Source organism: Cellulosimicrobium sp. BMG9.22, from assembly GCF_059159975.1.
On record NZ_JBZGBY010000041.1, the window covers coordinates 1 to 24428 of the forward strand.

Sequence of the window (24428 nt, forward strand, 5' to 3'; positions counted from 1 at the left end):
ACCCACCCCGACACCCAAGGCGACCACGCGCTGTCCGACACGACCACGGTTCTGCTTCGGCCGACCACGGTTCTACATCGGCAGACCGCGGTTCTCTGCGGGGGCGTGGGCGAGGATCGCGTCGAGGAGCCGGACCGCGGCGGCCTTGTCGAGCGGCGCGTTGTACGACCCGCACTTGGGGGACTGCACGCACGCGGGGCAGCCGTCGGCGCAGGGGCAGCGGTCGATCGCGTCGCGTGTCGCGCGCAGCCACGTGGCGCCGAGCTCGTACCCGCGCTCCGCGAAGCCTGCCCCGCCAGGGTAGGCGTCGTAGACGAACACGGTCGCCTCGCCGGTGTCGGCGTGCAGGGCGGTGGACACGCCGCCGAGGTCCCAGCGGTCGCACGTCGCGAGGAGCGGCAGGAGCCCGATCGACGCGTGCTCCGCGGCGTGCAGCGCACCGGGCAGCTCGTCGGCGTCGACCCCGGCCTCCTCGATCACCGACTCGGGGACGGTCCACCACACGGCCATCGTGGGGAGCGTCCGCTCGGGCAGGTCGAGGGTCTCGGTGCCCAGGATCTGCATGTCGAGCAGGCGGCGGCGCTGGAAGCTCACGACCTGCGAGCTCACGTCGACCGGCCCGTACCCCCACCCGACGGGTCCCCAGGTCCGCTCCACGACGTCGCGGCCGGCGGCGACGTCGCCCGCGTCGGGTTCGTCGACGATCTCGATCGCCGTCGTGGACCGGGACCACGTGCCGTGGTCGACGTCCTGGCGGCGCACGAGGGCGACGTGGTCGGCGAGGTCGAGGTGCTCGACGACGTAGGTGGCGCCCTGGTGGACGTACACCGCGCCGTCGTGCACGGACCCGTCGGCGGAGGCGGCGTCGACCGTGCCGAGGAGGCGGCCCGTGCGTGCCTCGGCGACCCGCACCGGGGTGCCGCCGGAGCCGCGCAGGTCCGTCATGCGGGTCGCGGGCTGCGCGTGGGTCCAGTACCAGCCGGACGCGCGGCGTCGCAGGGCCCCGCGGGCGACGAGGACGTCGAGCAGCCCGCGGACGGCGGCCGGGTCGCCGAACGCGCGGAGGTCGTCGGCGCGCAGGGGGTTCTCGGCGGCCGCGGCGCACAGGTGGGGCGCGAGGACGTAGGGGTTGGCGGGGTCGAAGACGGTCGCCTCGAGCGGCGCGTCGAAGATCGCCTCCGGGTGGTGGACGAGGTACGTGTCGAGCGGGTCCTCGCGCGCGACGAACGCGACGAGGCCGTCCGCGCCCGCGCGTCCCGCGCGTCCGGCCTGCTGCCACACCGACATGCGCGTGCCCGGCCACCCGGCGATGAGGACGGCGTCGAGCCCGGAGATGTCGACGCCGAGCTCGAGCGCGTTGGTCGTCGCGAGACCGAGCACGTCGCCGGTGCGCACGGCCTCCTCGAGCTCGCGCCGCTCCTCGGGCAGGTAGCCGCCGCGATAGGCGGCGACGCGGCGCACGAGCCGTGGGTCGACGACGCGCACGTGGTCCTGCGTCTGCGTCGCGACCGACTCGGCGCCGCGGCGCGAGCGCGTGAACGCGAGCGTGCGCGCGCCTGCGATCACTAGGTCGGCGAGCAGGTCCGCGGCCTCCGCGGTAGCGCTGCGGCGCGGGTGCTCGGGCGCCTCGTCGACCGTCGTGGGGACCGTCGGGTCGTCCACGCGCTCCTCGGGCGAGAGCGTCGCCTCGAACCCGGCCACGACGGGCGGCTCCCACAGCACGAACGTCTTCTCGCCGGCCGGCGACGTGTCGCGCGCGACCGTCACGACGTCGTCGGGCTCGACCCCGACGAGACGGGCCGCGCTCGTCGCCGGGTCCGCGGTCGTCGCCGACGCGACGACGAACGTCGGCGGCCGGTCGCCGTCCTTCGCGTAGTGGGCGGCGAGCCGGCGCAGGCGCCGCAGCACGAGCGACACGTGCGCACCGAACACGCCGCGGTAGGCGTGCCCCTCGTCGACGACGACGTAACGCAGGTCGCGCAGCAGCCGCGACCAGCCGCGGTGGTTCGGCAGGAGGGCGAAGTGCAGGAAGTCGGGATTCGTGAGCACGACGTCGGCGTGGTCGCGCACCCAGCGCCGCTCGTCCTGGCCGGTGTCGCCGTCGCACGTCGCGACGCGGACGTCGCTCGCCCCTGCGGCGTCGAGCAGCCGCTGCAGGCCGGAGAGCTGGTCGGCGGCGAGCGCCTTCGTCGGCGACAGGTAGAGCACCGCGCCCCGCCGCGCCACGGACTCGATGCGCCCCGGGTCCAGGAGGCGGGCGGCGGCGTCCGCCCGGACCGACGTGAGCGCGGGCAGCCAGAACGCGAGCGACTTGCCCGACCCCGTGGACGTCGCGAGCGCGACGTGCCGGCCCGACCACGCGGCGTCGGCCGCGACGACCTGGTGCTCCCACGGGCGCTCGACGCCGAGCGCCCGGTATCCCGCGACGAGCGACGCGTCGGCCCACGTCGGCCAGTCGCCCTGCGCCCCGGGACGCGCGGGGAGCTCGCGCACGTGCAGCACGCGCTCGTCGCGCCGCCCCCGAGCGCGCAGCACGTCGAGCAGCGTCGCGCTGGTCGGGCGCAGGTGGGTCGTCGTGGGGGCGTTCGGCACGTTCCGAGTCTCCCACCGACGGCCCACGCGGCGGGTCGGGTCAGCCGCGGAAGATCTCCACGACGGCGCGCGACAGGAACCAGGGGTCGACGACGGCCGTGAGCTCGCGCGCCGAGTGCATGGACAGGATCGGGACGCCGACGTCGACGGTCCGGATCCCGAGGCGCGTCGCCGTGAGCGGGCCGATGGTCGAGCCGCACGGCACCGTGTTCCGCGACACGAACTCCTGGCTCGGCACCCCGGCCCGGGCGCACGCGCGCGCCCACGCGGCGGCGCCGTGCGCGTCGGTCGTGTACCGCTGGTTCGCGTTGATCTTGAGGATCGGCCCGCCGCCCGCCAGCGGCCGGTTCGCCGGGTCGTGACGCTCGGGGTAGTTGGGGTGCACCGAGTGCCCGACGTCGCTCGACACGCACAGCGACGCCGCGAGCGCGCGGTGCCGCTCCTCCTCGTTCGCACCGAGCCCGGCGGCGATACGGTCGAGCAGGTCCGCGAGGAACGGGCCCGACGCCCCCGAGCGCGACTCCGACCCGATCTCCTCGTGGTCGAACGCGGCGAGCACGGGGATCACGTCGCCCTCGACGGAACGGTCGGGCGTGCCCGCGGCCTCGATCAGGGCCACGAGCCCGGCGTGCACGGAGATGAGGTTGTCGAGCCGGCCCGACGCGAGGAACGCGTCGCGAGCCCCGAACACGCGGGGCGACTGCGTGTCCGCGACGACGACGTCGTACCCCCCGATCTCGCTCGCCCGCACCCCGGCGTGGTGCGCGAGCTCGGCGAGCACGTCGCCACCCGTGACCCCGCTCGTCGTGTCCGATGCCGTGCTCGACGACGCCGGGCCCGCCGCCGACGCGAGCCCCCACACGGGCTGCGTGTGCTGCTGCTTGTCGAGCGTCAGCCCGTCGTTCGCCGCGCGGTCGAGGTGGATCGCGAGCTGCGGGATCCGCAGGAGGGGCCCGGTGCGCACGAGGTGCTCGACGCCGTCGGCCGTGACCACGCGCCCCGCGAGCTCGAGCTCGCGGTCGAGCCACGAATTGAGCAGCGGACCGCCGTAGACCTCGACGCCCGCCTGCCACCAGCCCTCGCGCGCGACGCTGGGCCGCGGCTTGAGCTTGAACCCGGTGGAGTCGGTGTGCGCGCCGAGGATCGCGTACGGCGTCGTCGCGCTCGCGCCCGCGGGCACCGCCCAGGCGATGACCGCGCCGTCGCGCACGACGACGTAGCGCCCGCCCGCGGCCCCGTCACCCGGCGTGGTCGCCCCGGAAGGCCAGGCCGCGGTCTCGTCGAGCCGGACGAAGCCCACGGACTCGAGGCGGCGGGCGACCTCGTGGGCCGCGTGGTACGACGACGGCGCCGCCTCGACGAAGGTCGCGAGGTCGCTCGCGTGCGCGAGGGCGCGGTCGTGGACGGAGGGGTCGGTCGGGGCGGGGGAGGTGGGCGTCGGCACGGGCTCCACCCTACGCACGCCCCGCACCCTCCGTAGGGTGGTCGTCGTGCCATCTCGCGACGCCCCTGCCGACGCTCGTCCCGTCGTGTGGGTCGTCCTGCCGGGCCTCGCGCTCACCCCGGAGGACTTCGGCCCGCTCGCCCGGGCGCTGCGCTCCGCCGGCGAGGTGGACGACGTGCGCGTCCTCGACGCGTGGCGCACCTCGGTCACGGGGCCGGTGGACGTGGTCCGGGCGGCGCTCGGCGTCGACGGGTCCCGACCGGTCGGCATCGTCGGGCACTCGGTGGGCGGGCTCGCCGCGATCGAGTGGGCGCTGCGCCACCCGGGCGAGGTGGGGCGCCTCGTGCTCCTCGACCCGACCAGCCCGTGGGAGCGGCACGTGCCGGCGCTCCACACGGGCCGTGCTCTCGCGCGGGCGGGCACGACGACGGCCCACCGGTTGGCGGGGGCGCTCGCGGCGACCGGACCGGCACTGCGCCGCACCGCGGTCCGCGGGGTCGCGCGTCGACCCGACACCCTGCCCCGCGACGTCGTCCGCGCCCGCTACGGAACCCGGGACGCCTGGCCGCTGCTCGCCGGGGAGTGGTTCGGGAGCTGGGAGCAGGCGCCCCGCGTGCGTGCGTTGCTCGACGCCGGACGGAGCGTCCCACCGGATGCCCGCCCTCTCCTCGTCACCGGGCTGCGCGCGAGCGTGCGGTTCCTGCGCGAGCAGCGCGAGCTGTCCGAACGGCTCGCGACCGCGCGGGTCGGGCTCGCCGGGGAGGGGCACCTCTTCCCGATGACGCGCCCCGACGTCGTCGCGCGCCTCGCCGACGCCACCGCCGGGCGGGGCGTCGTCAGCCGCGAGGGGTGATCGTGCCGTCCGCGTCGAGCGTCACGGCGAGACCTTCGCCCACGGCCCACGCGGCGTACTCCGCGCCGGACTGCGTGAGGACGCCCTGGTACGGCACGAGGTCGTAGTCGCCCGGGGCGACGGGGGTCGTGAACCGGCCGTCGCCGTCGGGAGCGCAGTAGTCCGTCGGGACCGCCTGGGCACCGAGGTTCATCGCCTGCTCAGGGGCGAGCTCGAGCTGGAGCGGAGACTCCAGGGCGTTCGGCCCCACCGCGACGACGACGCCGTCGCGCACCCACGCCACGGGGCCGACGCTCGCGACGACGCCCGAGAACCTCTCGTCGGCCGTGTTCGTGAGCGACGTGTCGACCACGTCGGGGGCCTCGGTGCTCAGCCCGCGCGTCGTGAGCGTCAGGCCGGGGTCGGCGAGCGCCGCGAGGTCGTCGGCGGGCATCCCGCACGAGACCGGGGTGCCCCCGAGCCACGACGGCTGGAAACCGGGGGTGGGTACCGCGTCGGCCTCACCGGTGGAGGTCGGCTCGTCCGGGGCGCTGGTCGGCGTGCCGTCGCTCCTGCTGTCGGTCGCGCTGTCGGTCGGGTCGCCGGGAAGCGGCTGCGCGGTGTCCCACGACGGCAGCTGCGAGACGCCGACGGCGAGCACGGCGGCCACCCCGAGCGTGGCGGCGCCGAGCACGGCCTTCTTCACGGCCCTGCGGCGTCGGACCCGCGCTCGCACGAGGGGCAGACCTGCGGAGAGGTCGCCCGCGGCGCCGTCGGACGAGTGGCCGGTGACGTCGTCGGCCAGGTCGTGCAGCGCCCGGGCGAGGGCCCCGCCCTCGTCGGGCGTCGTGTCCCGGTCGTCGCGCGCGTGGTGAGTGCTCATCGTGCTCGCCTCCCGCCTCGTGGCTGTGGGGATCGTGTCGTCGTGCGGTCGTCGGTCGCCTGCAACGCGTCCTGCATCGCCGCCATCGCGTCGTGCAGGTGACGCTTGACGGTGCCCTCGGCGCTGCCCAGGGCGGCCGCGACCTGCGGGACGGTGAGGTCCTCGACGTACCGCAGGACGACGCACGCCCGCTGGCGCGGTGTCAGGGCGGCGAGGGCCGCGGCGACGTCCACGCGGGCCGTGGCCGCAGCCTCCGGCCCACGCACGGCGTCGTCGGTCGCGACGAGGTGCCGCACACCCGTCCACCTGCGTCGGCGCCGGTAGCCGTCGAGGTACAGCGTGAGGATCGCGCTGCGCACGTACCCCTCGGTGGACGCGATCTCGGCATGCCCGCCTGCCGTGGGGTCCAGATCGACGGTCCGGACGGCACCCGTGCGCGCCGGCGGCGGCCGCCGCAGCCGCGAGAACACCTTGACGAGCGCGTCCTGCACGAGGTCCTCCGCGTGCTGCGCGTCGCCGCACAGCAGGTACGCGTACCCGGTGAGCGACCGGCCGCGCCGTGCGACGAGGTCGCTCAGCTCGGCGTCCCAGTGCGTCACCCTCGCTCCTCCCGTGCCCGTCGACCGCCCGTCCACAGATCATGACGTCCGCCGCGCCAGAACCGTTGGGTGCCCTCTCGCCGAGACGTGGGTATCCGCCCCGAAATCGGCCGGATCCGGGGCGGAAGCTCACTTCTCGGCCCTTGCGCCGCCACAGCGTCGTTCCCGGGGTCGAGCCTCAGGCGACCGTGAGGGCGACCGGGGCGGAGACGAGCCAGCCGCTGTAGACGCCTCCGCCGTCGGGCGTGACGTTCTCGGCACCCCACGACCCGTCCTGCTGCTGGAGCGAGTACGACGCGAGCATCCACGGGTGGACCACCTGCACGGTGTACTCGCCGGGAGGCAGGTGCGTGCCGGACGGCGCTCCCCAGTCGCACGCCTCGGCCGTCGCGACGACGTGGTCCAGCGCCTGTGCCTCGCCGGGCCCGAGCGCGGCGACGCCGTCGGAGTCGGTGGCCGGCATCGTCGAGCTGACGATGACGCCGTCGCGCACGACGACGTACGCGCGGATCCACCGGAAGTCGACCGTCTCGGTCCGGGCCGTGGGCAGGCCGACGAGCCGGACGGGGAGGGGGACCTCCGCGCCGGCGGCGACGGAGATCGACGCCGGGACCTCGAGGCGGGCGAGCAGCTCGTCCCCCGTCGGGGCAGGGGCGGGCATCCCGCACTGCAGTTCCTCGTACGACGGTGCGGCGGGGAACGTCGTCGTGGGACCGGGGAACGCCCCCGGGACGGGGTCGGCCGCGGGCGGCTCGGGTTCCGCGGCCGCAGGGTCCGGCGCGATCGTGAAGGGCACCGCAGCGGACACGAGCCATCCGTCGAACAGCAGCGCATCGCCGTCGGCAGCGCCGACCGGCGCGCCCCAGGCACCGTCGCGCTCGAGCGCGTACGACGAGACGACCCACGGGACGACGACCGCGAGCTCGTAGTCGCCGGGCGGGAGCGACGGCGAGTGCGAGGCGACGCCGTCCGGGTCGCACGCGGCGAACGAGTCCAACGGCACGGTGAGGTCGACGATGCCGCCGTCCGGGAGGTCGACAGGGACGGCGCCGTCGCGGAGCGGGAACAGCGACGAGACGACGACGCCGTCCTGCGCGACGACGTACGCGGCGAGCGCGGCGGGGTCGAGGACGGTCACGCGCGCGGCGTCGTCGAGGGTGACGCGCGCCGCGACGTCCACGAGGCTCTGCGACGCCACGGAGACGTCGGTGTCGACGATGGTCGCGGTCGCGAGGAGGTCGGTCCCGGTCGGCGTGGGCGCGGGCGCCTGGCAGCGCAGCGCGTCGGTCGTGACGGGCGCGGGGAACGTCGCGCGGAACGTCGGCGTGGGCGTCGGCTCCGGGCTCGGGGCGGGAGCGGGCAGGACAGGCCGCGGGTCGTCGACGAGCACCGCGTTCGCGCCGACGCCGACCGCAGCGACGGCGAGCACGGCGGCGACACCGGCGAGCGCCGCGCGGCGCCGTCGGGCATGGCGCACGCCGACCCGCAGCCGATCGGCGGCAGCGGCGTCGTCCCGCGCAGGGGCGACCTGGTCGGCGATCGCACGGAGAGCGGCGTCGAGCTCGAGCGGGCCGGAGCCCGTGGGGCGGTTCATCGCGCACCTCGCTGGACGGTGGTGGTCGGGGTGGCCGACGGCGTGACGGCCAGGTCGTCGTCGGAGGCCCGGATCGGGCCGAGCCGCGCGGCAAGCCTGCCGTTCGCGTCGCTCAGGTAGCGCTTGACGGTGCCCTCGCTCAACGAGAGCCGGTCCGCGACCTCGCGGACCGTGAGGTCGGAGTAGTAGCGCAGGACGACGCACGCCCGCTCGCGCGGTGAGAGCACGTCGAGCGCCTCGACGACGTCGAGCCGCGCCTCGATCGGGTCCCCGCGCTCGGCGGGGTCGGGCGGGGCGAGCAGGTGCCGGACGCCGTCCCACCGGCGCCGGCGCCGGGTCCCGTCGAGGAAGCCCGTGAGGACGGCCCGCCGGACGTAGCTCTCGGCGAGGGCGAAGTCGGTCGCTGCGCGACCGCGGCGGAACGTGCGGAAGAGCGCGTCCTGCACGAGGTCCTCGGCCTCCGTGACGTTCCCCGTGAGCAGGTAGGCGTAGCCCACGAGGGCACGACGCCGTGTGCGGACGATCTCGTCCAGCACGTCTTCCCATCGCGCCATCGCGCTCGCCTCCCGGCCCTGGTTCCACTCTCACCCCTCTCAACGACCGGGTCGAGCGTCTGGTTGGGGTGCGGGCACGGATCCGCGGGATCTCACCCGCGGGCCCGGTGTGGACGGCGGCCGGATCCGCCCTGCGGTCGCCGCGCTTGTGACGTCCTGCACGAACGGTCGTGACGCACGCCACACGTGCGTAGACTCCTCCCATCGCACCGGCAGGGGCCCGGTGCGGTGGTCGTCGCAGTCGTCAAGGAGGACGGATGCTCACGCTCGGTACCGAAAGTCTCACCATCGTCGCGGTGATCGCGGTGATCGGCCTCGTCGCGCTGGGGTTCGCGTTCGTCCTGCGCAGACAGGTGCTCGCCGCGCAAGAGGGCACCGCGAAGATGCAGGACATCGCGCAAGCGGTGCAGGAGGGCGCCAGCGCCTACCTGAGCAGGCAGTTCCGCACGCTCGCGCTGTTCGCCGCGATCGTGTTCGGCCTGCTGTTCCTCCTGCCCGGCGACGGCGGCATCCGCTGGGGGCGCTCGATCGCGTTCCTCCTCGGCGCCGGGTTCTCCGCCGCGATCGGCTACCTCGGCATGTGGCTCGCGGTGCGCGCCAACGTGCGCGTCGCCTCGGCCGCGACCCGGCCGGGCGGACGCACCGAGGGGGCGCGCATCGCGTTCCGCACGGGCGGCGTCGTCGGCATGTCGGTGGTCGGCCTCGGACTGCTGGGCGCCGCGGGGGTCGTGCTCGTCTACAAGGGCGACGCCCCGGCGGTGCTCGAGGGGTTCGGCTTCGGGGCCGCGCTGCTCGCGATGTTCATGCGTGTCGGCGGCGGCATCTTCACCAAGGCGGCCGACGTCGGGGCCGACCTGGTCGGCAAGGTCGAGCAGGGCATCCCCGAGGACGACCCGCGCAACGCCGCGACGATCGCGGACAACGTGGGCGACAACGTCGGCGACTGCGCGGGCATGGCCGCGGACCTCTTCGAGTCCTACGCCGTGACGCTCGTCGCCGCGCTCATCCTCGGCAAGGCCGCGATGGGCGAGGAAGGTCTCGTCTTCCCGCTGATCGTCACCGCGCTCGGCGCGCTCGTCGCCGTGATCGGCGTCTTCATCACGCGCGTGCGCGGCCAGGAGAACGGGCTCAAGGCCATCTACCGCGGCTTCTACCTCTCCGCGCTCATCGGCGCGGTGCTCGCCGCGGTCGCCGCGTTCGTCTACCTGCCGTCGTCGTTCTCCGCGCTCACCGGGACCGCGGACCTCGGCGAGCTGTCCGGGATCGCGGCCGACCCGCGCGTCGTGGCGAGCCTCGCCGTCGTCATCGGGATCGTCCTCGCGGGCATCATCCTGTGGATCACGGGCTACTTCACGGGCACGACGTCGAAGCCCACCCTCCACGTCGCCGCGACGTCGCGCACGGGTGCCGCGACCGTCGTCCTGTCCGGCATCGGCGTCGGGTTCGAGTCCGCGGTCTACACGGCCGGCGTCATCGCCGCCGCGATCTGCGGACTGTTCCTGCTCGCCGGCGGCTCGGTGTGGCTCGCGCTGTTCCTCGTGGCGCTCGCCGGCTGCGGCCTGCTGACCACCGTCGGCGTCATCGTCGCGATGGACACGTTCGGCCCGGTCTCCGACAACGCGCAGGGCATCTACGAGATGTCGGTCGGCGAGGCGGGCGACGGCGACCCCGAGGCCGCGCAGATCCTCACGGACCTCGACGCCGTCGGGAACACGACGAAGGCGATCACCAAGGGCATCGCGATCACCACGGCGGTCCTCGCGGCCACGGCCCTCTTCGGGTCGTACGCGGACGCGGTGAGCCACGCGATCGCCGACGTCCAGGAGGTCGGGGGCGGGCTCGTCACGTCGATGCTCGAGTACTCGATCATCTCGCCGATCACCCTCGTCGGTGTGATCCTCGGCGCCGCGACGGTGTTCCTCTTCTCCGGGCTCGCGATCGACGCGGTGACGCGTGCCGCCGGGGCGATCGTCTTCGAGGTCCGCCGCCAGTTCCGCGAGCACCCCGGGATCATGACGTACCAGGAGCGCCCGGAGTACGGGAAGGTCGTGGACATCTGCACGCGCGACTCGCTGCGCGAGCTCGCCACCCCCGGTCTCCTCGCGGCGTTCGCGCCCATCGCGGTCGGCTTCGGGCTCGGCGTCGGGCCGCTCGCCGGGTTCCTCGCCGGGGCCATCGGCGCGGGCGTGCTCATGGCCGTCTTCCTCGCCAACTCCGGCGGTGCGTGGGACAACGCGAAGAAGATCGTCGAGGACGGCGCGTACGGCGGCAAGGGCTCGGAGGCGCACGCGGCCACCGTCATCGGCGACACGGTCGGCGACCCGTTCAAGGACACCGCCGGGCCCGCGATCAACCCGCTCATCAAGGTCATGAACCTCGTGTCGGTGCTCATCGCCCCGGCGGTCGTGATCATGAGCGTCCCGGCGGACGCGAACCACGGCCTGCGCATCGGCATCGCCGTCGTCGCGGCGGCCATCGCGTTCGGCGCGGTCATCATGTCGCGGCTGCGCGCCGCGCGCGTCGATCGCGAGGTGTCCGACCTCGAGCCGGAGCGCGTGCCCACCGGCGCCTGACGCGTCACGCTCCTGGGAGGGAGCGCGGGGTCAGCCCCGGGCGTCCTCCCAGGAGCGCTCCCACGCGTCGAGGAACACCTCCTCGTCGATCGTGTGCTGGTTGTACCCGGGCTCCGTGGGCACCGGCTGCGCGCGGGCGACGAAGTCGATCGTGAACGCCCCGCGACCGGAGACGAACACGTCCGTCCCCGGTTCGACACGCGCGGCGAGCCAGCGAGCGACGGCGGCGACGTCGTCGGGCGAGGGGTCGTCGATCGTCACGGCCACGGCCGGGGCCGTGGCCGTCACCCCGTCGACGTTCGGGACGGTCACCAGCAGCTCTCGGACGCTCTCCGGTCCGAGCGGGCTCACGCGGCGACCCGCGACGGCGAACGAGAAGTCGGTCACGACGGTCCCGTCGGCCGCGACGTCGCGGACGTCGAGGTGCAGCGCCTCGAGACCGTCGAGCGACGTGTCCGCGCGTGCCGCCTGCTCGAGGGTCGCCGCGACGTCGAGGTCGGTCACGGTCAGCGTGAGGCTGCGCGGACGCGCGACGATGCCGGTGACCCCGGGCGTGCGCTCGTAGCGCGCCACGAGCGGATCGACGCGGGCGTACTCGTCCGAGGCCGCGCCGTCGGGCCGCGTGACGATGCCGCCGTGGACGAGGACCTGTCCGGCGTCCCAGCCGGAGGCCGCGATCGCCACGTCCCGCGCCGGGACACGGTCGGCGTCGAGGCCGACGCGCAGCGTGACCTGGTCGGTCTCCAGGAACGCTTCCGTCACCGGGTACTGCTCGGCAACGGCGCGGTAGGCGGCGAGCTGCTCCGCCACCTGCCTGTACTCGTCCGTCCGGGAGACCAGCGTCTGGTCGACGGTCGAGACGGTCGAGTCGTACGCGTCGAGGGGCTCGAGGCTCCCGCCCGGGGAGGAGAGGTCCTCGACCACCGCGTCCCAGCGCGACGGATCGTCGACCGTGACCGAGACGTCCGACCGCCCGAGCGTGGCGGCCACGACCGCGGGGTCGTCGTCGAGCGCGCCCCAGAGCGCGACGACCTGGTCGTTCGCGTCGTCCGTGTCACGTGTCTCGAGCACGAACCCGTCGACCGCGAGCGCGGCGCTGACCTGGTCGTGGCTCCGGCTGTAGTCGACGAGCTCGTCGAACACCTCGCGCGCCCGCTCGGTCGACGTGCCGGGCCGCAGCGTCACCGTGCCGCTCGCCCCGCCGAGGAACGGCAGGGTGTTGTACCCGGACGCCGAGGCCTCCTCGACGTCGGGCTCGTCGCGCCAGTCCGCCTCGAAGCGGTCGGCCTTGGCCGTCCCCGCGTCGAGCGCGCACCCCGCGAGCACCAGGATCCCCAGGGCCCCCGCCAGTGCCCCCGGTACCGTCCTCGATCGATCCGTGCCTCTCGCCGGCATGCCGCCCCCTGTCGTCGGCCGACAGGCTAGCGGGCGACGGCGGCTGCGGCGGCCGCCGTCCGTCGGCCTGTGGACGAACCCGTGTCAGCCCTTGACGGCGAAGGGCGCGCGCAGGAGCGCCTCGTCGCGCGACGACGGCCCGACGAGCAGCTCGAACTCGCCCGGCTCGACGACGCGGTGACCCTGCGCGTCGACGAGCGTGCAGTCGGCGACGGGCACCGCCAGGTCGACCGTCGCGGTCTCGCCGGGGGCGAGCTCGACCTTGCGGTACGTCTTGAGCTCCTTCTCGGCCCACGTCACCGAGGTGACCGTGTCGCTCACGTACACCTGCACGGTCTCGCGCACGGGGCGCGTCCCGGTGTTGGTCAGCGTGACCTGCGCGCGCACGACGTCGTCGGGCCCGTGCACGGACCCGAGGACGCGCAGGTCGGAGTACTCGACCGTCGTGTAGCTCAGGCCCTCGCCGAACGCGAACGCGGGCCGCTGCGTGAGGTCGGCGTACCGGTCGCCGTGCTGGCCGCGGATCGTGTTGTAGTACGTCGGCTGCTGGCCCGCGTGGCGCGCGAACGAGATGGGGAGGCGCCCCTCCGGCTCGATCAGCCCGAGCACGAGCTCGGCGACGGCCTGCCCGCCGCGCATGCCGGGGTTCGCGGCCCAGACGATCGCGGCGGCGTCGTGCGCCGACGGCGGTAGGACGAGCGGCTTGGACGCGACGACGACCACGACGACCGGCGTGCCCGTCGCCACGAGCGCGTCGAGCAGCGCGCCCTGGCCGCCCACGAGCTCGAGCGTCGCGGTCGACTTCCCCTCGCCCACGAGCTCGATGCGGTCGCCGACGACGGCGACGACGAGGTCCGCGTCCCGGGCCGCCGCGACGGCCTCCGCGATCAGCGCGTCGTCGGCCGTGGCCGGGACCACGACCTGGGGCCGCGGCTGCCCGTCGGGGAAGAGCTCGCCCTCGGGGTCGGGCTCGAGCGTGAGGACGTCGGCGCCGCGCGCGTGCGTCACGGTCCAGGCCTCGGGCGCGAGGGCGCGGAAGCCGTCGAGGACCGTCGTCGTCATCTCGCGCGGGTGGCCGTCGGGCAGCCAGTCGGCCTGGCCCGACGCGCCGGCCCAGTCGCCGAGCTGCGTGTGGTCGTCGTCCGCGTTGGGCCCGACGACGGCGACCGTCCGGGCCCGGCCGTCGTCCGCGAGGGGGAGGGTGCCGTCGTTGGCGAGGAGGACGAGCGAGCGGCGCGCGACCTCGAGGTTGACGGCGGCGTGCTCGGCCGATGCGATGACGGCCTCCTGGCGCGCGACGTCGGGACGCCGCGGGTCCTCGAACAGGCCGAGCCGGAACTTCAGCGTGAGGATGCGGCGCACCGCGGCGTCGATCGCCGTCTCCTCGACGAGCCCGCGCGCGACCGCCTCGAGCGCGCCCTCGAAGAACTTCGGCGTCGTCATGATCATGTCGTTGCCCGCGCGCACGGCGGCGGCCGACGCGTGGACGTAGTCCGGCTGGATGCGCTGCTCCCAGACCATCCGGCCCACGTTGTCCCAGTCCGTGACGAGCGTGCCGGTGTAGCCCCACTCGCCGCGCAGGACGTCGTCGAGCAGCCACCCGTTGACCGTGACGGGCACGCCGTCCATCGACTGGTAGCCGAGCATGAACGTCGCGCAGCCCTCGCGCGCGACGCGCTCGAAGGGCGGCAGGAACCACGAACGCAGCTTGCGCTGCGAGATGTCGGCCTCGCTCGCGTCGCGGCCGCCCTGCGTCTCGGAGTACCCGGCGAAGTGCTTCGCGGTCGCGAGGACGCCGGTCGGGTCGTCCATCCCGTCGCCCTGGTAGCCGCGCACCATCGCGGAGGCGAGCTCGCCGATGAGGTAGGGGTCCTCGCCGAACGTCTCGTCGACCCGGCCCCAGCGCAGGTCCCGGGCGATGCACAGCACGGGGGAGAAGGTCCAGTGGACGCCGGTCGCGGCGACCTCGACGGCGGTCGCGCGCGCGACGCGCTCCACGAGCTCGGGGTCCCACGTCGCCGCCATGCCGAGCTGGGTCGGGAAGATCGTCGAGCCCACCCAGAACGAGTGCCCGTGGATGCAGTCCTCGGCGACGAGCAGCGGGATGCGCAGCCGCGTGCGCTCGGTGCGTGCGTGCGCCTCGAGCACGTTCTCGGGGGACGTGTGCAGCAGCGACCCCGCGTGCCGCTCCTCGATCGCCGGGCCGACGCCGTCGCGCGCGTCGAGCTGCAGCATCTGCCCGACCTTCTCCGGGAGCGTCATGCGGCCGAGGAGGTCCTCGACGCGTTCGGCCACGGGAAGGGAAGGGTCGAGGTACGGCAGGGTGCTCACGTGGGGTCCTCTCACGGCGGCAGCGACGGTCGGGCCGCGGTGACGTGGACGGAGAGCCGAATCGTTTCGACGCGGTCGGTCGCCCGCGCGACGGGCTCGCGGCGTCGACCACTATAGCGGAAACTGAGTGACCGGTCAGTAAGTAATGTGCCGCGCCACTGCGTGGTTCTCGGCAGTCGCCCGAGGCGCGATCATAGGTGCCATGCAGAGCCCGGTGCGCGCGGTCGCCCACGGCGCGGTCCTCGTCGTCGTCGCGGGACTGTGCCTCGCGGTCGTGGTCAGCGGGGCGTTCGACGTCGTGTCGTTGCCGACGTCCGCACCGGCCGCCGTCGTGTCCCCGCCGGCGGGCGCGGCGGGCCCGACGGGCACCGACGCGACCGCGCCGGGCAGTGACGGCACGTCGCCCGAGGAGGGCGCCGGCACCGGGACCGATCCCGCCGCCACGGGTGGGGAAGAGCCCGGCGACGACGCCGCGGGCGCCGCGCCGGACCCCGTGTGCCGCGAGGCCGAGGTCGCGTGGGGGGCGGCCGCGAAGGCGCAGGTCAACCTCAGCGTCGAGCACCCCGAGGACCTCGTCGCCGGGTTCACGACGGCGCGCGACACGCTCGCCGCGACGACCCCGCCCGCGGCGGTCGCGGCGGACTGGGCCGTCGTCAGGACCTACCTCTCCATGATCGCGGACGAGGTCGAGGTGGCCGGCGCCGAGGACACGGGCGAGCTCTCCCGGGCGATCGACCGTGTCGGCCGTCAGATCGACACCGCGGCACTGACGCAGGCGTCGCAGCGCGTGACGGAGTTCTTCCGGGCCGGCTGCACGCCCTGACGCCGTCAAGGTCCCTGCCCGGGTGGCGTGCGACACATGGGGAGCAGTACCCACATCGTGGATCTGAGGCCGCGCCGGGCCGGTTCGTAGGTCACCATGGCCGCATGCGCACCCGACTCACGATCACGAAGACCACGACCGCCCTCGCGACGAGCGCCCTGCTCGTCCTCGGGCTCGCCGCGTGCGGCGGCTCCGGCGACGACGCGAGCACCGACACCGAGACCAGCGCCGCCGCCGAGGAGTCCACGCCGGCGGAGGAGGAGACCACCCCGGCCGAGGAGGAGACGACCGAGGAGGAGCCCGCGGAGGCTTCCGGCGACTTCTGCACCGCCTACCAGACCATGCTCGACGCCCAGAGCACCCTCGGAGAGATCGACACGAGCGACCCGGCCGCGGCGGTCGCGGAGTTCGAGACCTTCACCGCCTCGCTCGAGGCAGCCGAGGCCCCGGCCGAGATCAGCGCCGACTGGGACACCGTGGCGGGGGCGTTCCGCACGATCACCGACACGCTGGCCACGGCGGTCGACGACCCGGCGAGCGCCGACATGTCGGCGATGACGAGCGTCCTGACGGACGAGTCGTTCCAGACCTCGGCGCAGAACGTCGCCACCTACGGCACGCAGAACTGCTGATCTCACCTACCCGACGCTCGTCCCGGACCCCGGCCCGCCTGCGCGCGAGCCGGGGTCCGGCGTGTCCGGCGGACCTCTCGTCGCGCCGGCACCGTGCTGCCCGCGCGCTCGCCCGCGGGCCGGCGCGTGATCGGCCAGGATGGACTCATGCCCGCCTCCGAGCCGTCGCCTGCCCCGGTCCGCCCGCGCCCCGAGGGCGTGCCCGCGCCGGGGTCCAGCCCCGCACCCCCGGGGGAGGGACTCGACCCACTCGCGCCGGCCGCCGTGACCGCCCGCCTGCGTGCAGATCTCGAGGCGTCGCGCTTCACCGTCGACGGCGTCGAGCAGGTGCTCGGCCCGGTCGCGTCCGCGGCCCTGCACCGGGAGCAGGCGGTGCCGGCGCGCCGGGCCCTCGCCGCCCAGGGACCGCGGCGCGACGACGGCCCGAGCGGCATGTCGTCGTCGGACCCCGCCGGGACGCTCGCCGCGCTGTTCCTCCTGGGCGACGATGTCCCGCGCCGTGCGCTGGACGCGGCGCTCGGCCGCACCGGGACCGACGGCGCCGCGCGGCTCGGGCTCGTCGAGGCCGCGGGGCAGGGTGCCGACGACGCGGTGCGCGCGCTCGTCGACCTGCGCCCCTACGCGACCGCTGATGCCGTCGGGCCCGTGAACTGGTGGCTCGCGTCCGACCTCGGCGAGCTGGCGACGGGACGACCGCTCGCGGCCGACCATGTGCTGGGTGCGGGCGGCGCCTCCCTGACGCTCGCGCAGGTCACGGTGCGCACCCCCGTCGGGCGCGTGCTCGACCTCGGCACGGGGTGCGGCATCCAGGCGCTGCACGCCGCGCGCCACGCGCGGTCCGTCGTCGCGACGGACATCTCGCGCCGCGCGCTGGGCTTCGCCGCGTTCAACGCCGCGGTGAACGTCGCGTCCGACGCCGCGCGAGACCCCGGTCCCGGCGCGAGGATCGAGCTGCGCGAGGGCTCGATGCTCGACCCGGTCGCGGGCGAGCTGTTCGACCTCGTCGTGTCCAACCCGCCGTTCGTCATCACGCCGCGCACGGGCGGCCCTGACGCGCTCCCGGAGTACGAGTACCGCGACGGCGGTCGTGCGGGCGACGACGTCGTGCGCGACCTGGTCACGGGCGTCGGGTCCGTGCTCGCGCCCGGCGGCGTCGCGCAGCTCCTGGGCAACTGGGAGCACCGCCGGGGGGAGCCGTGGGCCGAGCGCGTCGGGGCGTGGCTCGACGCGGCGGGCCTCGACGGCTGGGTGGTCCAGCGCGAGGTGCTGGACCCGGCGGAGTACGCCGAGACGTGGATCCGCGACGGCGGCACGACCCCCGAGCGTGAGCCCGCCGCGTGGGAGGCGGCGTACGGCGCGTGGCTCGACGACCTCGCCGCGCGCGACGTCGAGGCCGTCGGGTTCGGGATCGTCACGCTCCGCCGGCCGCTCGACGGCGCCCGCCCGACGCTGCACCGGCTCGAGGAGCACACCGGGTCCCTGCGCCAGCCGCTGGGCGCCCACCTCGCGGCGTCGCTTGCGGCGCACGACTGGCTCGGCTCGCGCGACGACGCGGCCCTCGCGGACGAGCGGCTCGCCGTCGCGCCCGACGTGACCGAGGAGCGGTTCCACACGCCCGGAGCGCCCGACCCGACCGTGGTCCTGCTGCGCCAGGGCGACGGGCTCGGGCGCGCGGTCCAGGCGTCGACGGGGCTCGCGGCGCTCGTGGGGGCGAGCGACGGCGAGCTGACGGTCGGGCAGCTCGTCGGCGCCATCGCGTCGCTGTTCGAGGTGCCCGCCGAGGACCTCGCGCACGAGCTGCTTCCCGCCGTCCGCGGCCTCGTGCGCGACGGCTTCCTCGCCCCGGCGCCCTGACCGTCCGACTGCCCAGCACGAGGTTGCTGTCGTTCTCGTCCGCTTTCCGGGAGCAACATCGTGCTCGGCCGCACGCAGGGACGTGCTCGGGATGATCGCTCCCGATGCTCGACGGGCCGCCGTCCGGCCGTGGCGCTGCCGAGCCTCCCGACCGATCCGACCTAGGATCTGTTCGCGCCATCCGCGCCCCGACCCGCCCGAGAGGACCTGCGTGCTGCACGACGACGTCGACTCCCTGCGACGGTCGAGCGCGGCGTGGCGGCTCCTGCGCGCCGACACCGCGCCCCTCGTGGTGTCGTTCCTCGGCACGGTCTTCGTCGAGGACAACGTGCGGGCGATTCCGGAGAGCGAGCTCGTCGCCCGCCTCGACGACCACCTGTGGGCCATCGACCCGCGCCCGCGGGCGACGCGGGGCACGGTCGGGGACGACGGCGCTGCCGAACCGCGCTACCCGCGCACCCCGCAGGCGTACGTCGACCACTGGGCGCACCCCGAGCAGGGGTGGCTGCGCGCGTGGTACCCGCCCGGCTCGAGCGAGCCGCACTACGACGCGACGCCCGCCGTCGAGCAGGCGGTGCGCTGGGTCGCGTCGCTGCGCAGCCGCGGGTTCGTCGGCACGGAGTCGCGGCTCAACACCGTCTTCGAGCTCCTGCGCCAGCTCGCCGTGGGCACGCAGACCGACCCGGCGGAGCGCCTGCGCGAGCTCGAGGACCGGCGCGCGGCCCTCGACGAGGAGATCGCGCAGGTGCGTGCGGGGCGGGTGGCCGTGCTCGACGCCGCGGCCCAGCGCGACCGCTACCAGCAGCTCACGCAGACCGCCGCCGACCTGCTCTCGGACTTCCGCGAGGTCGAGGCTAACTTCCGCTCTCTCGACCGGGGGCTGCGCGAGCGCATCACCGGCTGGGACGGCGCCAAGGGCGAGCTGCTCGAGGAGGTCGTGCGCTCGCGCACGGCGATCGCCGAGTCCGACCAGGGCCGCTCGTTCCACGCGTTCTACGACTTCCTGCTCGACCGGCGCCGCCAGGAGGAGTTCGCCGCGCTCGTCGACCGCGTCCAGTCGCTCGACGCGATCGCGCCGGACGCCGTGCGCCCCGAGACCGAGGCCCCCGCGGCAGCCGAGCACCGCCGCCTGCGCCGCGTCCACTACGACTGGCTCGACGCCGGCGAGCGCACCCAGGCGACCGTGCGCACGCTCTCGGAGCAGCTGCGCCGGTTCCTCGACGACCAGGTGTGGCTCGAGAACCGCCGCGTCATGGACATCCTGCGCGGGGTCGAGGCCAAGGCGCTCGCCGCGCGCGACGCCGGCGCCGGGGCGCAGCGGGGAGATCCGGCGGGCGGACCACCCGGGATGCCGGTCGACGCCGTCGCGCCGGACGTCGTCCTCCCCACCGAGCGGCCGCTCTTCACACCCCGCCCCGCGACCCGGCTGGACTCCGAGCACGTCGAGGAGGGCGACGACGACTTCGAGGTCGCGGCGCTCTACGAGCAGGTGCACGTCGACCCCGAGCGCCTCGCGCGCTCGGTCCGGGCGGCGCTCGCGGTCCCGGGCGGCCCGGCCGAGGTCGCGCTCGCCGACGTCCTCGCGACCGCGCCCCTCGAGCACGGCCTCGCCGAGCTCGTGACGTACCTGTCGCTCGACGACCCGCGCTTCGCCGTCGTGCACGACGACGAGCGCACCGACGAGGTGCGCTGGGAGGGCGAGGCGCCCGCGGGGCCCGCGGCCGACGACGACGCGCCGCCCGACCCGGTGCTGCGCGTCGCGCGCCTGCCGCGCGTGACGTACGCCCGAGCGGCCCAGCCGGGCGCCGCACGCACCGACGACCCCGTCCTGCCCGACGCCCCCGCCATCTCGGAGGAGACCCCGTGAGCACCACCCGCACCGCGCGCGACCCGGAGCTATCCGTCGTCGTGACGTCGCTGCTCAAGGGCGTCGTCTACCGCGAGCAGGGGGAGGCGCTGTGGCGCGACCTGCTCGCGCGCGACGCGCAGGTGCGCGACGCCGTCGCGATGCTGGGCCTGCAGGTCGTCGTCGACGAGGGCGACGGGTACGCGTACCTGCGCTCGCAGCCGGAGCACGAGCGGGACGAGCGCGTCCCGCGCCTGATCCCGCGCCGCGAGCTGCCGTTCGACGTGAGCCTCCTCCTCGCGCTGCTGCGCAAGCGGCTCGCGCAGGCGGACTCCGAGGGCGGGGGCACGCGCCTCGTCGTCACGCGGGAGGAGATCGTGGACCTCCTGCGCGTGTTCCTCGCGCAGGACGCGGGCGCGGCGACGAACGAGGCGCGGCTCGTCGACCGCGTGGACGCGCTCGTGCGGCGCGTGGTCGAGCTGGGCTTCCTGCGGCCGGCGGGCCGGCCGGACCCCGACGCGCCCGACGGCGCGGTGCCCGAGGGCTCGACGCCCGGGGCGGACCGCGACGCCGGAGCGACCGGTGAGGCCCGCCGTTACGAGGTGCGGCGCATCCTCAAGGCGTTCGTCGACGCGCAGTGGCTCGCGGACTTCGACGCGCGGCTCGCGCAGTACCTGGAGCTCGCGTCGGACGGCGGCCCGCGGGACGGGACGACCCGGACGGCCCCGGGGACGACGGCGACGACGACGAGGACGGTGGCGTGATGGAGGGCCTGTTCAGCCCGGTCGAGCTGCACGACCCGGCGGCCGACCTCGACGCGCGCGCGGGCTTCCGGCTCGAGCGGCTCGAGGTGCTCAACTGGGGCACGTTCGACCAGCGCGTGTGGGCGTTCGACCTCGACGGGCGCAACGCGCTGCTCACGGGGGACATCGGCTCGGGCAAGTCGACGATCGTCGACGCCGTGACGACGCTCCTCGTCCCGTCGCACCGCATCTCGTACAACAAGGCGGCGGGCGCGGGGGCGCGCGAGCGGTCGCTGCGGTCGTACGTCGCGGGGCACTACAAGTCCGAGCGCGACGAGGCGACGGGTGCGACGCGGCACGTGGGTCTGCGCGACCGCGGGACGTACTCGGTGGTGCTCGGCCGGTTCGCGAACCGGGGGTTCGAGCAGGAGGTCACGCTCGCGCAGGTGTTCTGGCTCGCGCCCGGTCAGTCGGGCCAGCCGGACCGCTTCTTCGTCTCGGCCGACCGGCCGCTGACGATCACCGAGGACTTCGCCGGGTTCGGCGGGGACGTGCCCGCGCTGCGCCGTCGGCTGCGCGAGTCGGGTGCCCAGGTGCGCGACCACTTCCCCGAGTACGGGCGCGACTTCCGCCGCCTGCTCGGCATCCCGTCGGAGCAGGCGATGGACCTGTTCCACCAGACGGTGTCCATGAAGTCTGTCGGCGATCTCGGCGAGTTCGTGCGCGAGCACATGCTCGAGCCGTTCGACGCGGACCGCTGGACGGACCGGCTCGTCGCGCACTTCGACGACCTCACGAGCGCGCACGACGCCGTCGTGCGGGCCACCGCGCAGATCGACCGCCTCGCGCCGCTGCTGGCCGACTGCGACGCGCACGACGCGCTGGGGGAGCGGGCGGCGGCCCTCGTGACCCGCCGCGACGCGCTGCGTGCCTTCACGGCGTCGCGGCGGGTCGCCGACCTCGACGGGCTCATCGGGGCGCTCGACGAGCGCGTGACCGACGGCGAGTCGCGGCGGGCCCGCGTCGGGGACGAGCTCGGCCTGCTCGCCGGCGAGCGTCAGCGGCTCGAGCTCGAGCGCGCCGGGCACGGCGGCGACCGGCTCGCGGCGATCGAGGGCGAGGTCGCGCGGCGCGAGGTCGAGCGCGCGGCCCGCGAGCGCCGCGTCGCCCAGCTCGCGGGCTACGCCGCCGCGGCCGGCCTCGTTCTCGGCGACGCGCCCACCCAGCACGCCGACCCAGCGGTCGTGGGTCACGACGGCGCCGAACCCGGCGACATCCCCGGGTTCGGCAGCACGGGCGCCGACAACCCCGGGTTCGCCGCGGGCGCGGCGCGCGGCGTCGCGGACGCGCTCGTCGACGCCGAGGCGTTCGCCGCGCTGCGCCGGCAGGCCGACGACGCCGCCGTCCGGGTGCGCGAGGAGCTCGCCCGGGCGGAGGAGCGAGTGGGCGACGTCGCCGCCGAGCTGCGCGCCGTCGAGCAGGAGACGACGGACGTCAAGGCCGAGCTCGCGAGCCTCGCCGACCGGCGCTCCAACCTGCCGCGCACCCACCTGGAGGTGCGCGACCGGCTGTGCGCCGGCGTCGGGCTGGCCCCGGGCGACGTGCCGTTCGTCGGCGAGCTGCTCGCCGTGCGCCCCGACCAGGCGGACTGGGAGGGCGCCGCCGAGCGGGTGCTGCGCGGCTTCGCGCTCTCGCTGCTCGTGCCCGCGGCGCACTACGACGACGTCGCGGCGTGGGTCGACCGCGAGCACCTGGGGCTGCGGCTCGTCTACCACCGGGTCCCCGAGCGGGTCCGGGCCCGGCGCCCCGTGCCCCGCGAGGACGGCGTCCCGATCCTCGCCGACCTGCTCGACGTGCGCCGCCTCGACGACGCACCGTCGCTCACCGCGTGGGTCGAGGCCGAGCTCGAGCGCCGTGCGGACCACGCCTGCGCGCCCGACCTCGACGCGTTCCGCCGCCTGCCGCGCGCCGTCACACGCGCCGGCCAGGTCAAGCACGCGCCGGACCACCACGAGAAGAACGACACGCGCGCCGTCGACGACCGCCGCGGCTACGTGCTCGGCTGGTCCACGCAGGCCAAGATCGACGCCCTGCTCGAGCAGGCGGCCGAGGTCACGGCGCGTCGCGACGCCCTCGCGCGCCGTCGCGACAAGGCCGCGGCCGCGCGCGCGGAACTCCAGGCGCGCGCCGCCGCGCTCGGCCGCCTCGACGTCTACCGCGACTGGGACGAGCTCGACCGCGGCGCCGAGACCGCGCGGATCGCCGAGCTGGCCGAGGAGAAGCGGCGCCTCGAGCAGGCGAGCGACGAGCTCGGGCGGATCGCGGCGCTCCTCGACGACAACGCCCGCCGCCACGGCGAGCTCGAGGCCGAGCGCTACCGCGTCGTCGCGACGCTCGGCGCCGACCGGCACGCGCTCGACGAGGCGCGTGCCGCGCGTGATCGGGCGCGAGCCGTCCTCGACGGGGCCGGCGAGGCCCTCGACGAGGAGACGACGGCGGCGCTCGCGGAGGAGTTCGAGCGCGAGCTTGCGGCGGTCCCCGTGCCGGACGACGCACCCCCGGCCGATGGCGCGGCGCGTGCGACCAGCGCGCCCGGCGCCCCGACACGCGCCGCCGACCTCGACGCCGTCGAGAACGCCGTGCGCTCGCGCCTGACGACCGAGGCCGAGCAGGCGCAGCGCGAGCGCGCCGACCTGGGCACGCGGATCGCCGGCCAGATGGCGGTCTTCCGTTCCGCCTACCCCGTCGAGACGGCGGAGCTCGACGCGGACGTGCGCTCCGCCGACGGCTACCGCGAGATCCACGACCGGCTCGTCCGCGACGACCTGCCGCGCTTCGAGGCCGACTTCAAGGCCTATCTCAACACCAACGCGATCCGCGACATCGCCGGCTTCGCGGCGGAGCTCGCCAAGCAGGCGGACGTCATCCGCGACCGCATCGACACCATCAACGACTCGCTCCGCGCGATCGACTACAACCCCGGCCGGTACATCCGGCTGGAGATGTCGCGCACGCCGAACCTCGAGGTGCGCGAGTTCCAGCAGGACCTGCGCGCGTGCACGGACGGCGACGGGATCCTCGCCGAGGAGGACCGCGCGCTCGCGGAGGGCGACGGGTCGCTGGCCGACGGGGGCGGCGCGCTGTCGTACTCCGAGGACCGGTTCCTGCGCGTCAAGGCGCTCGTCGAGCGGTTCCGCGGCCGCGAGGGCATGACCGACCTCGACGAGGCGTGGCGCCGACGCGTCACGGACGTGCGCAACTGGTTCGTGCTGTCGGCCTCCGAGCGCTCGCGCGCGGACGACTCCGAGCACGAGCACTACTCCGACTCCGGCGGCAAGTCCGGCGGGCAGAAGGAGAAGCTCGCGTACACGATCCTCGCGGCGTCGCTCGCCTACCAGTTCAAGCTCGACTGGGGCGCCGTGCGCTCCACGGCGTTCCGGTTCGTCGTCATCGACGAGGCGTTCGGTCGCGGGTCGGACGAGTCGACGCGCTTCGCGCTCGAGCTCTTCCGGCGGCTCGGGCTGCAGCTGCTCATCGTCACGCCGCTGCAGAAGATCCACGTCATCGAGCCGTACATCTCCGCCGTCGGCTTCGTGGACAACCCGACGGGCCGCTCGTCGCGCCTGCGAACCCTGTCGATCACCGCCTACCGCGACGGCCGCCCCACCGCCGAGCCCGTCCCGGCGTCGGAGCTCGCGGCGAGGTAGAACCGTGGTCGGTCGAGGTAGAACCG

15 protein-coding genes and 1 pseudogene are annotated in these 24428 nt (G+C 75.2%); 8 read left to right on the forward strand and 8 right to left on the reverse strand.

Annotated elements, in window-relative coordinates; genetic code table 11:
* Positions 1–72 precede the first annotated feature (72 nt).
* Positions 73–2592 carry a DEAD/DEAH box helicase gene (locus tag AC4H2H_RS18345; RefSeq protein ID WP_494372267.1) on the reverse strand — a complete coding sequence of 840 codons (2520 nt, stop codon included), beginning with the start codon at positions 2590–2592 and terminating at the stop codon, positions 73–75.
* Positions 2593–2632: 40 nt separating this feature from the next.
* Complete coding sequence (locus AC4H2H_RS18350) at positions 2633–4036, reverse strand: M18 family aminopeptidase (protein ID WP_494372268.1); 1404 nt, start codon at positions 4034–4036, stop codon at positions 2633–2635.
* Positions 4037–4082: 46 nt separating this feature from the next.
* Between AC4H2H_RS18350 and AC4H2H_RS18355 the strand changes: the two genes are divergently transcribed.
* On the forward strand, positions 4083–4889 hold the full coding sequence (locus AC4H2H_RS18355; protein WP_494372269.1) for an alpha/beta hydrolase: 807 nt from the start codon (positions 4083–4085) through the stop codon (positions 4887–4889).
* Here AC4H2H_RS18355 and AC4H2H_RS18360 read toward each other — a convergent pair.
* The 4 genes and pseudogenes from AC4H2H_RS18360 to AC4H2H_RS18375 all read right to left on the reverse strand — a co-directional run.
* On the reverse strand, positions 4873–5751 hold the full coding sequence (locus AC4H2H_RS18360; protein WP_494372270.1) for a hypothetical protein: 879 nt from the start codon (positions 5749–5751) through the stop codon (positions 4873–4875). The two genes, AC4H2H_RS18355 and AC4H2H_RS18360, sit on opposite strands and share 17 nt — an antisense overlap.
* Entirely contained in the window at positions 5748–6350 is a 603-nt protein-coding gene (locus AC4H2H_RS18365) for an RNA polymerase sigma factor (protein ID WP_494372271.1), read from the reverse strand. Before AC4H2H_RS18365 ends, AC4H2H_RS18360 begins: the two co-directional genes overlap by 4 nt.
* A 178-nt stretch (positions 6351–6528) precedes the next feature.
* A complete protein-coding gene (locus AC4H2H_RS18370) occupies positions 6529–7944 on the reverse strand; it encodes a hypothetical protein (RefSeq protein WP_494372272.1) in 1416 nt (471 codons plus the stop codon).
* Positions 7941–8507 (reverse strand): annotated as a pseudogene (locus tag AC4H2H_RS18375) (sigma-70 family RNA polymerase sigma factor); the annotation flags it as partial. The gene AC4H2H_RS18370 and the pseudogene AC4H2H_RS18375, both read right to left, overlap by 4 nt.
* A 248-nt stretch (positions 8508–8755) precedes the next feature.
* On the opposite strand from AC4H2H_RS18375, the gene AC4H2H_RS18380 reads away from it, so the two are divergent.
* A complete protein-coding gene (locus AC4H2H_RS18380; protein ID WP_494372273.1) occupies positions 8756–11071 on the forward strand; it encodes a sodium-translocating pyrophosphatase in 2316 nt (771 codons plus the stop codon).
* A 30-nt stretch (positions 11072–11101) separates the two neighbouring features.
* Here the strand turns inward: AC4H2H_RS18380 and AC4H2H_RS18385 are convergent, their stop codons facing one another.
* Together AC4H2H_RS18385 and AC4H2H_RS18390 are read right to left on the reverse strand one after the other, a co-directional pair.
* Positions 11102–12397, reverse strand: a complete 1296-nt coding sequence (locus tag AC4H2H_RS18385) for a hypothetical protein (RefSeq protein ID WP_494372274.1) — start codon at positions 12395–12397, stop codon at positions 11102–11104.
* A gap of 153 nt (positions 12398–12550) precedes the next feature.
* A complete protein-coding gene (locus AC4H2H_RS18390; RefSeq protein WP_494372275.1) occupies positions 12551–14797 on the reverse strand; it encodes an exo-beta-d-1,3/1,6-glucosidase in 2247 nt (748 codons plus the stop codon).
* A 202-nt stretch (positions 14798–14999) separates the two neighbouring features.
* Between AC4H2H_RS18390 and AC4H2H_RS18395 the strand changes: the two genes are divergently transcribed.
* The 6 genes from AC4H2H_RS18395 to AC4H2H_RS18420 all read left to right on the forward strand — a co-directional run bounded on the left by AC4H2H_RS18395 (position 15000) and on the right by AC4H2H_RS18420 (position 24402).
* Positions 15000–15620, forward strand: a complete 621-nt coding sequence (locus AC4H2H_RS18395; protein WP_494372276.1) for a hypothetical protein — start codon at positions 15000–15002, stop codon at positions 15618–15620.
* A gap of 104 nt (positions 15621–15724) precedes the next feature.
* Positions 15725–16252, forward strand: a complete 528-nt coding sequence (locus AC4H2H_RS18400; protein ID WP_494372277.1) for a hypothetical protein — start codon at positions 15725–15727, stop codon at positions 16250–16252.
* A gap of 147 nt (positions 16253–16399) precedes the next feature.
* Positions 16400–18106, forward strand: coding sequence for a DUF7059 domain-containing protein (locus AC4H2H_RS18405; protein WP_494372278.1), 1707 nt, complete (start codon positions 16400–16402; stop codon positions 18104–18106).
* 211 nt (positions 18107–18317) lie between these two features.
* Positions 18318–19973, forward strand: a complete 1656-nt coding sequence (locus AC4H2H_RS18410; protein ID WP_494372279.1) for a DUF3375 domain-containing protein — start codon at positions 18318–18320, stop codon at positions 19971–19973.
* Positions 19970–20716, forward strand: a complete 747-nt coding sequence (locus tag AC4H2H_RS18415) for a DUF4194 domain-containing protein (RefSeq protein ID WP_494372280.1) — start codon at positions 19970–19972, stop codon at positions 20714–20716. Before AC4H2H_RS18410 ends, AC4H2H_RS18415 begins: the two co-directional genes overlap by 4 nt.
* The gene (locus tag AC4H2H_RS18420) at positions 20716–24402 is read left to right on the forward strand and encodes an ATP-binding protein (protein WP_494372281.1); all 3687 of its coding nucleotides are present in this window, start codon (positions 20716–20718) and stop codon (positions 24400–24402) included. Before AC4H2H_RS18415 ends, AC4H2H_RS18420 begins: the two co-directional genes overlap by 1 nt.
* Positions 24403–24428: the final 26 nt, after the last annotated feature.

Excerpts from the sequence above, each read along its gene's own strand:
- AC4H2H_RS18360 (WP_494372270.1), bottom strand. The coding sequence starts at position 5,751 with ATGAGCACTCACCACGCGCGCGACGACCGGGACACGACGCCCGACGAG.
- AC4H2H_RS18370 (WP_494372272.1), bottom strand. The coding sequence starts at position 7,944 with ATGAACCGCCCCACGGGCTCCGGCCCGCTCGAGCTCGACGCCGCTCTC.
- AC4H2H_RS18380 (WP_494372273.1), top strand. The coding sequence starts at position 8,756 with ATGCTCACGCTCGGTACCGAAAGTCTCACCATCGTCGCGGTGATCGCG.
- AC4H2H_RS18395 (WP_494372276.1), top strand. The coding sequence starts at position 15,000 with ATGCAGAGCCCGGTGCGCGCGGTCGCCCACGGCGCGGTCCTCGTCGTC.
- AC4H2H_RS18400 (WP_494372277.1), top strand. The coding sequence starts at position 15,725 with ATGCGCACCCGACTCACGATCACGAAGACCACGACCGCCCTCGCGACG.
- AC4H2H_RS18405 (WP_494372278.1), top strand. The coding sequence starts at position 16,400 with ATGCCCGCCTCCGAGCCGTCGCCTGCCCCGGTCCGCCCGCGCCCCGAG.
- AC4H2H_RS18420 (WP_494372281.1), top strand. The coding sequence starts at position 20,716 with ATGGAGGGCCTGTTCAGCCCGGTCGAGCTGCACGACCCGGCGGCCGAC.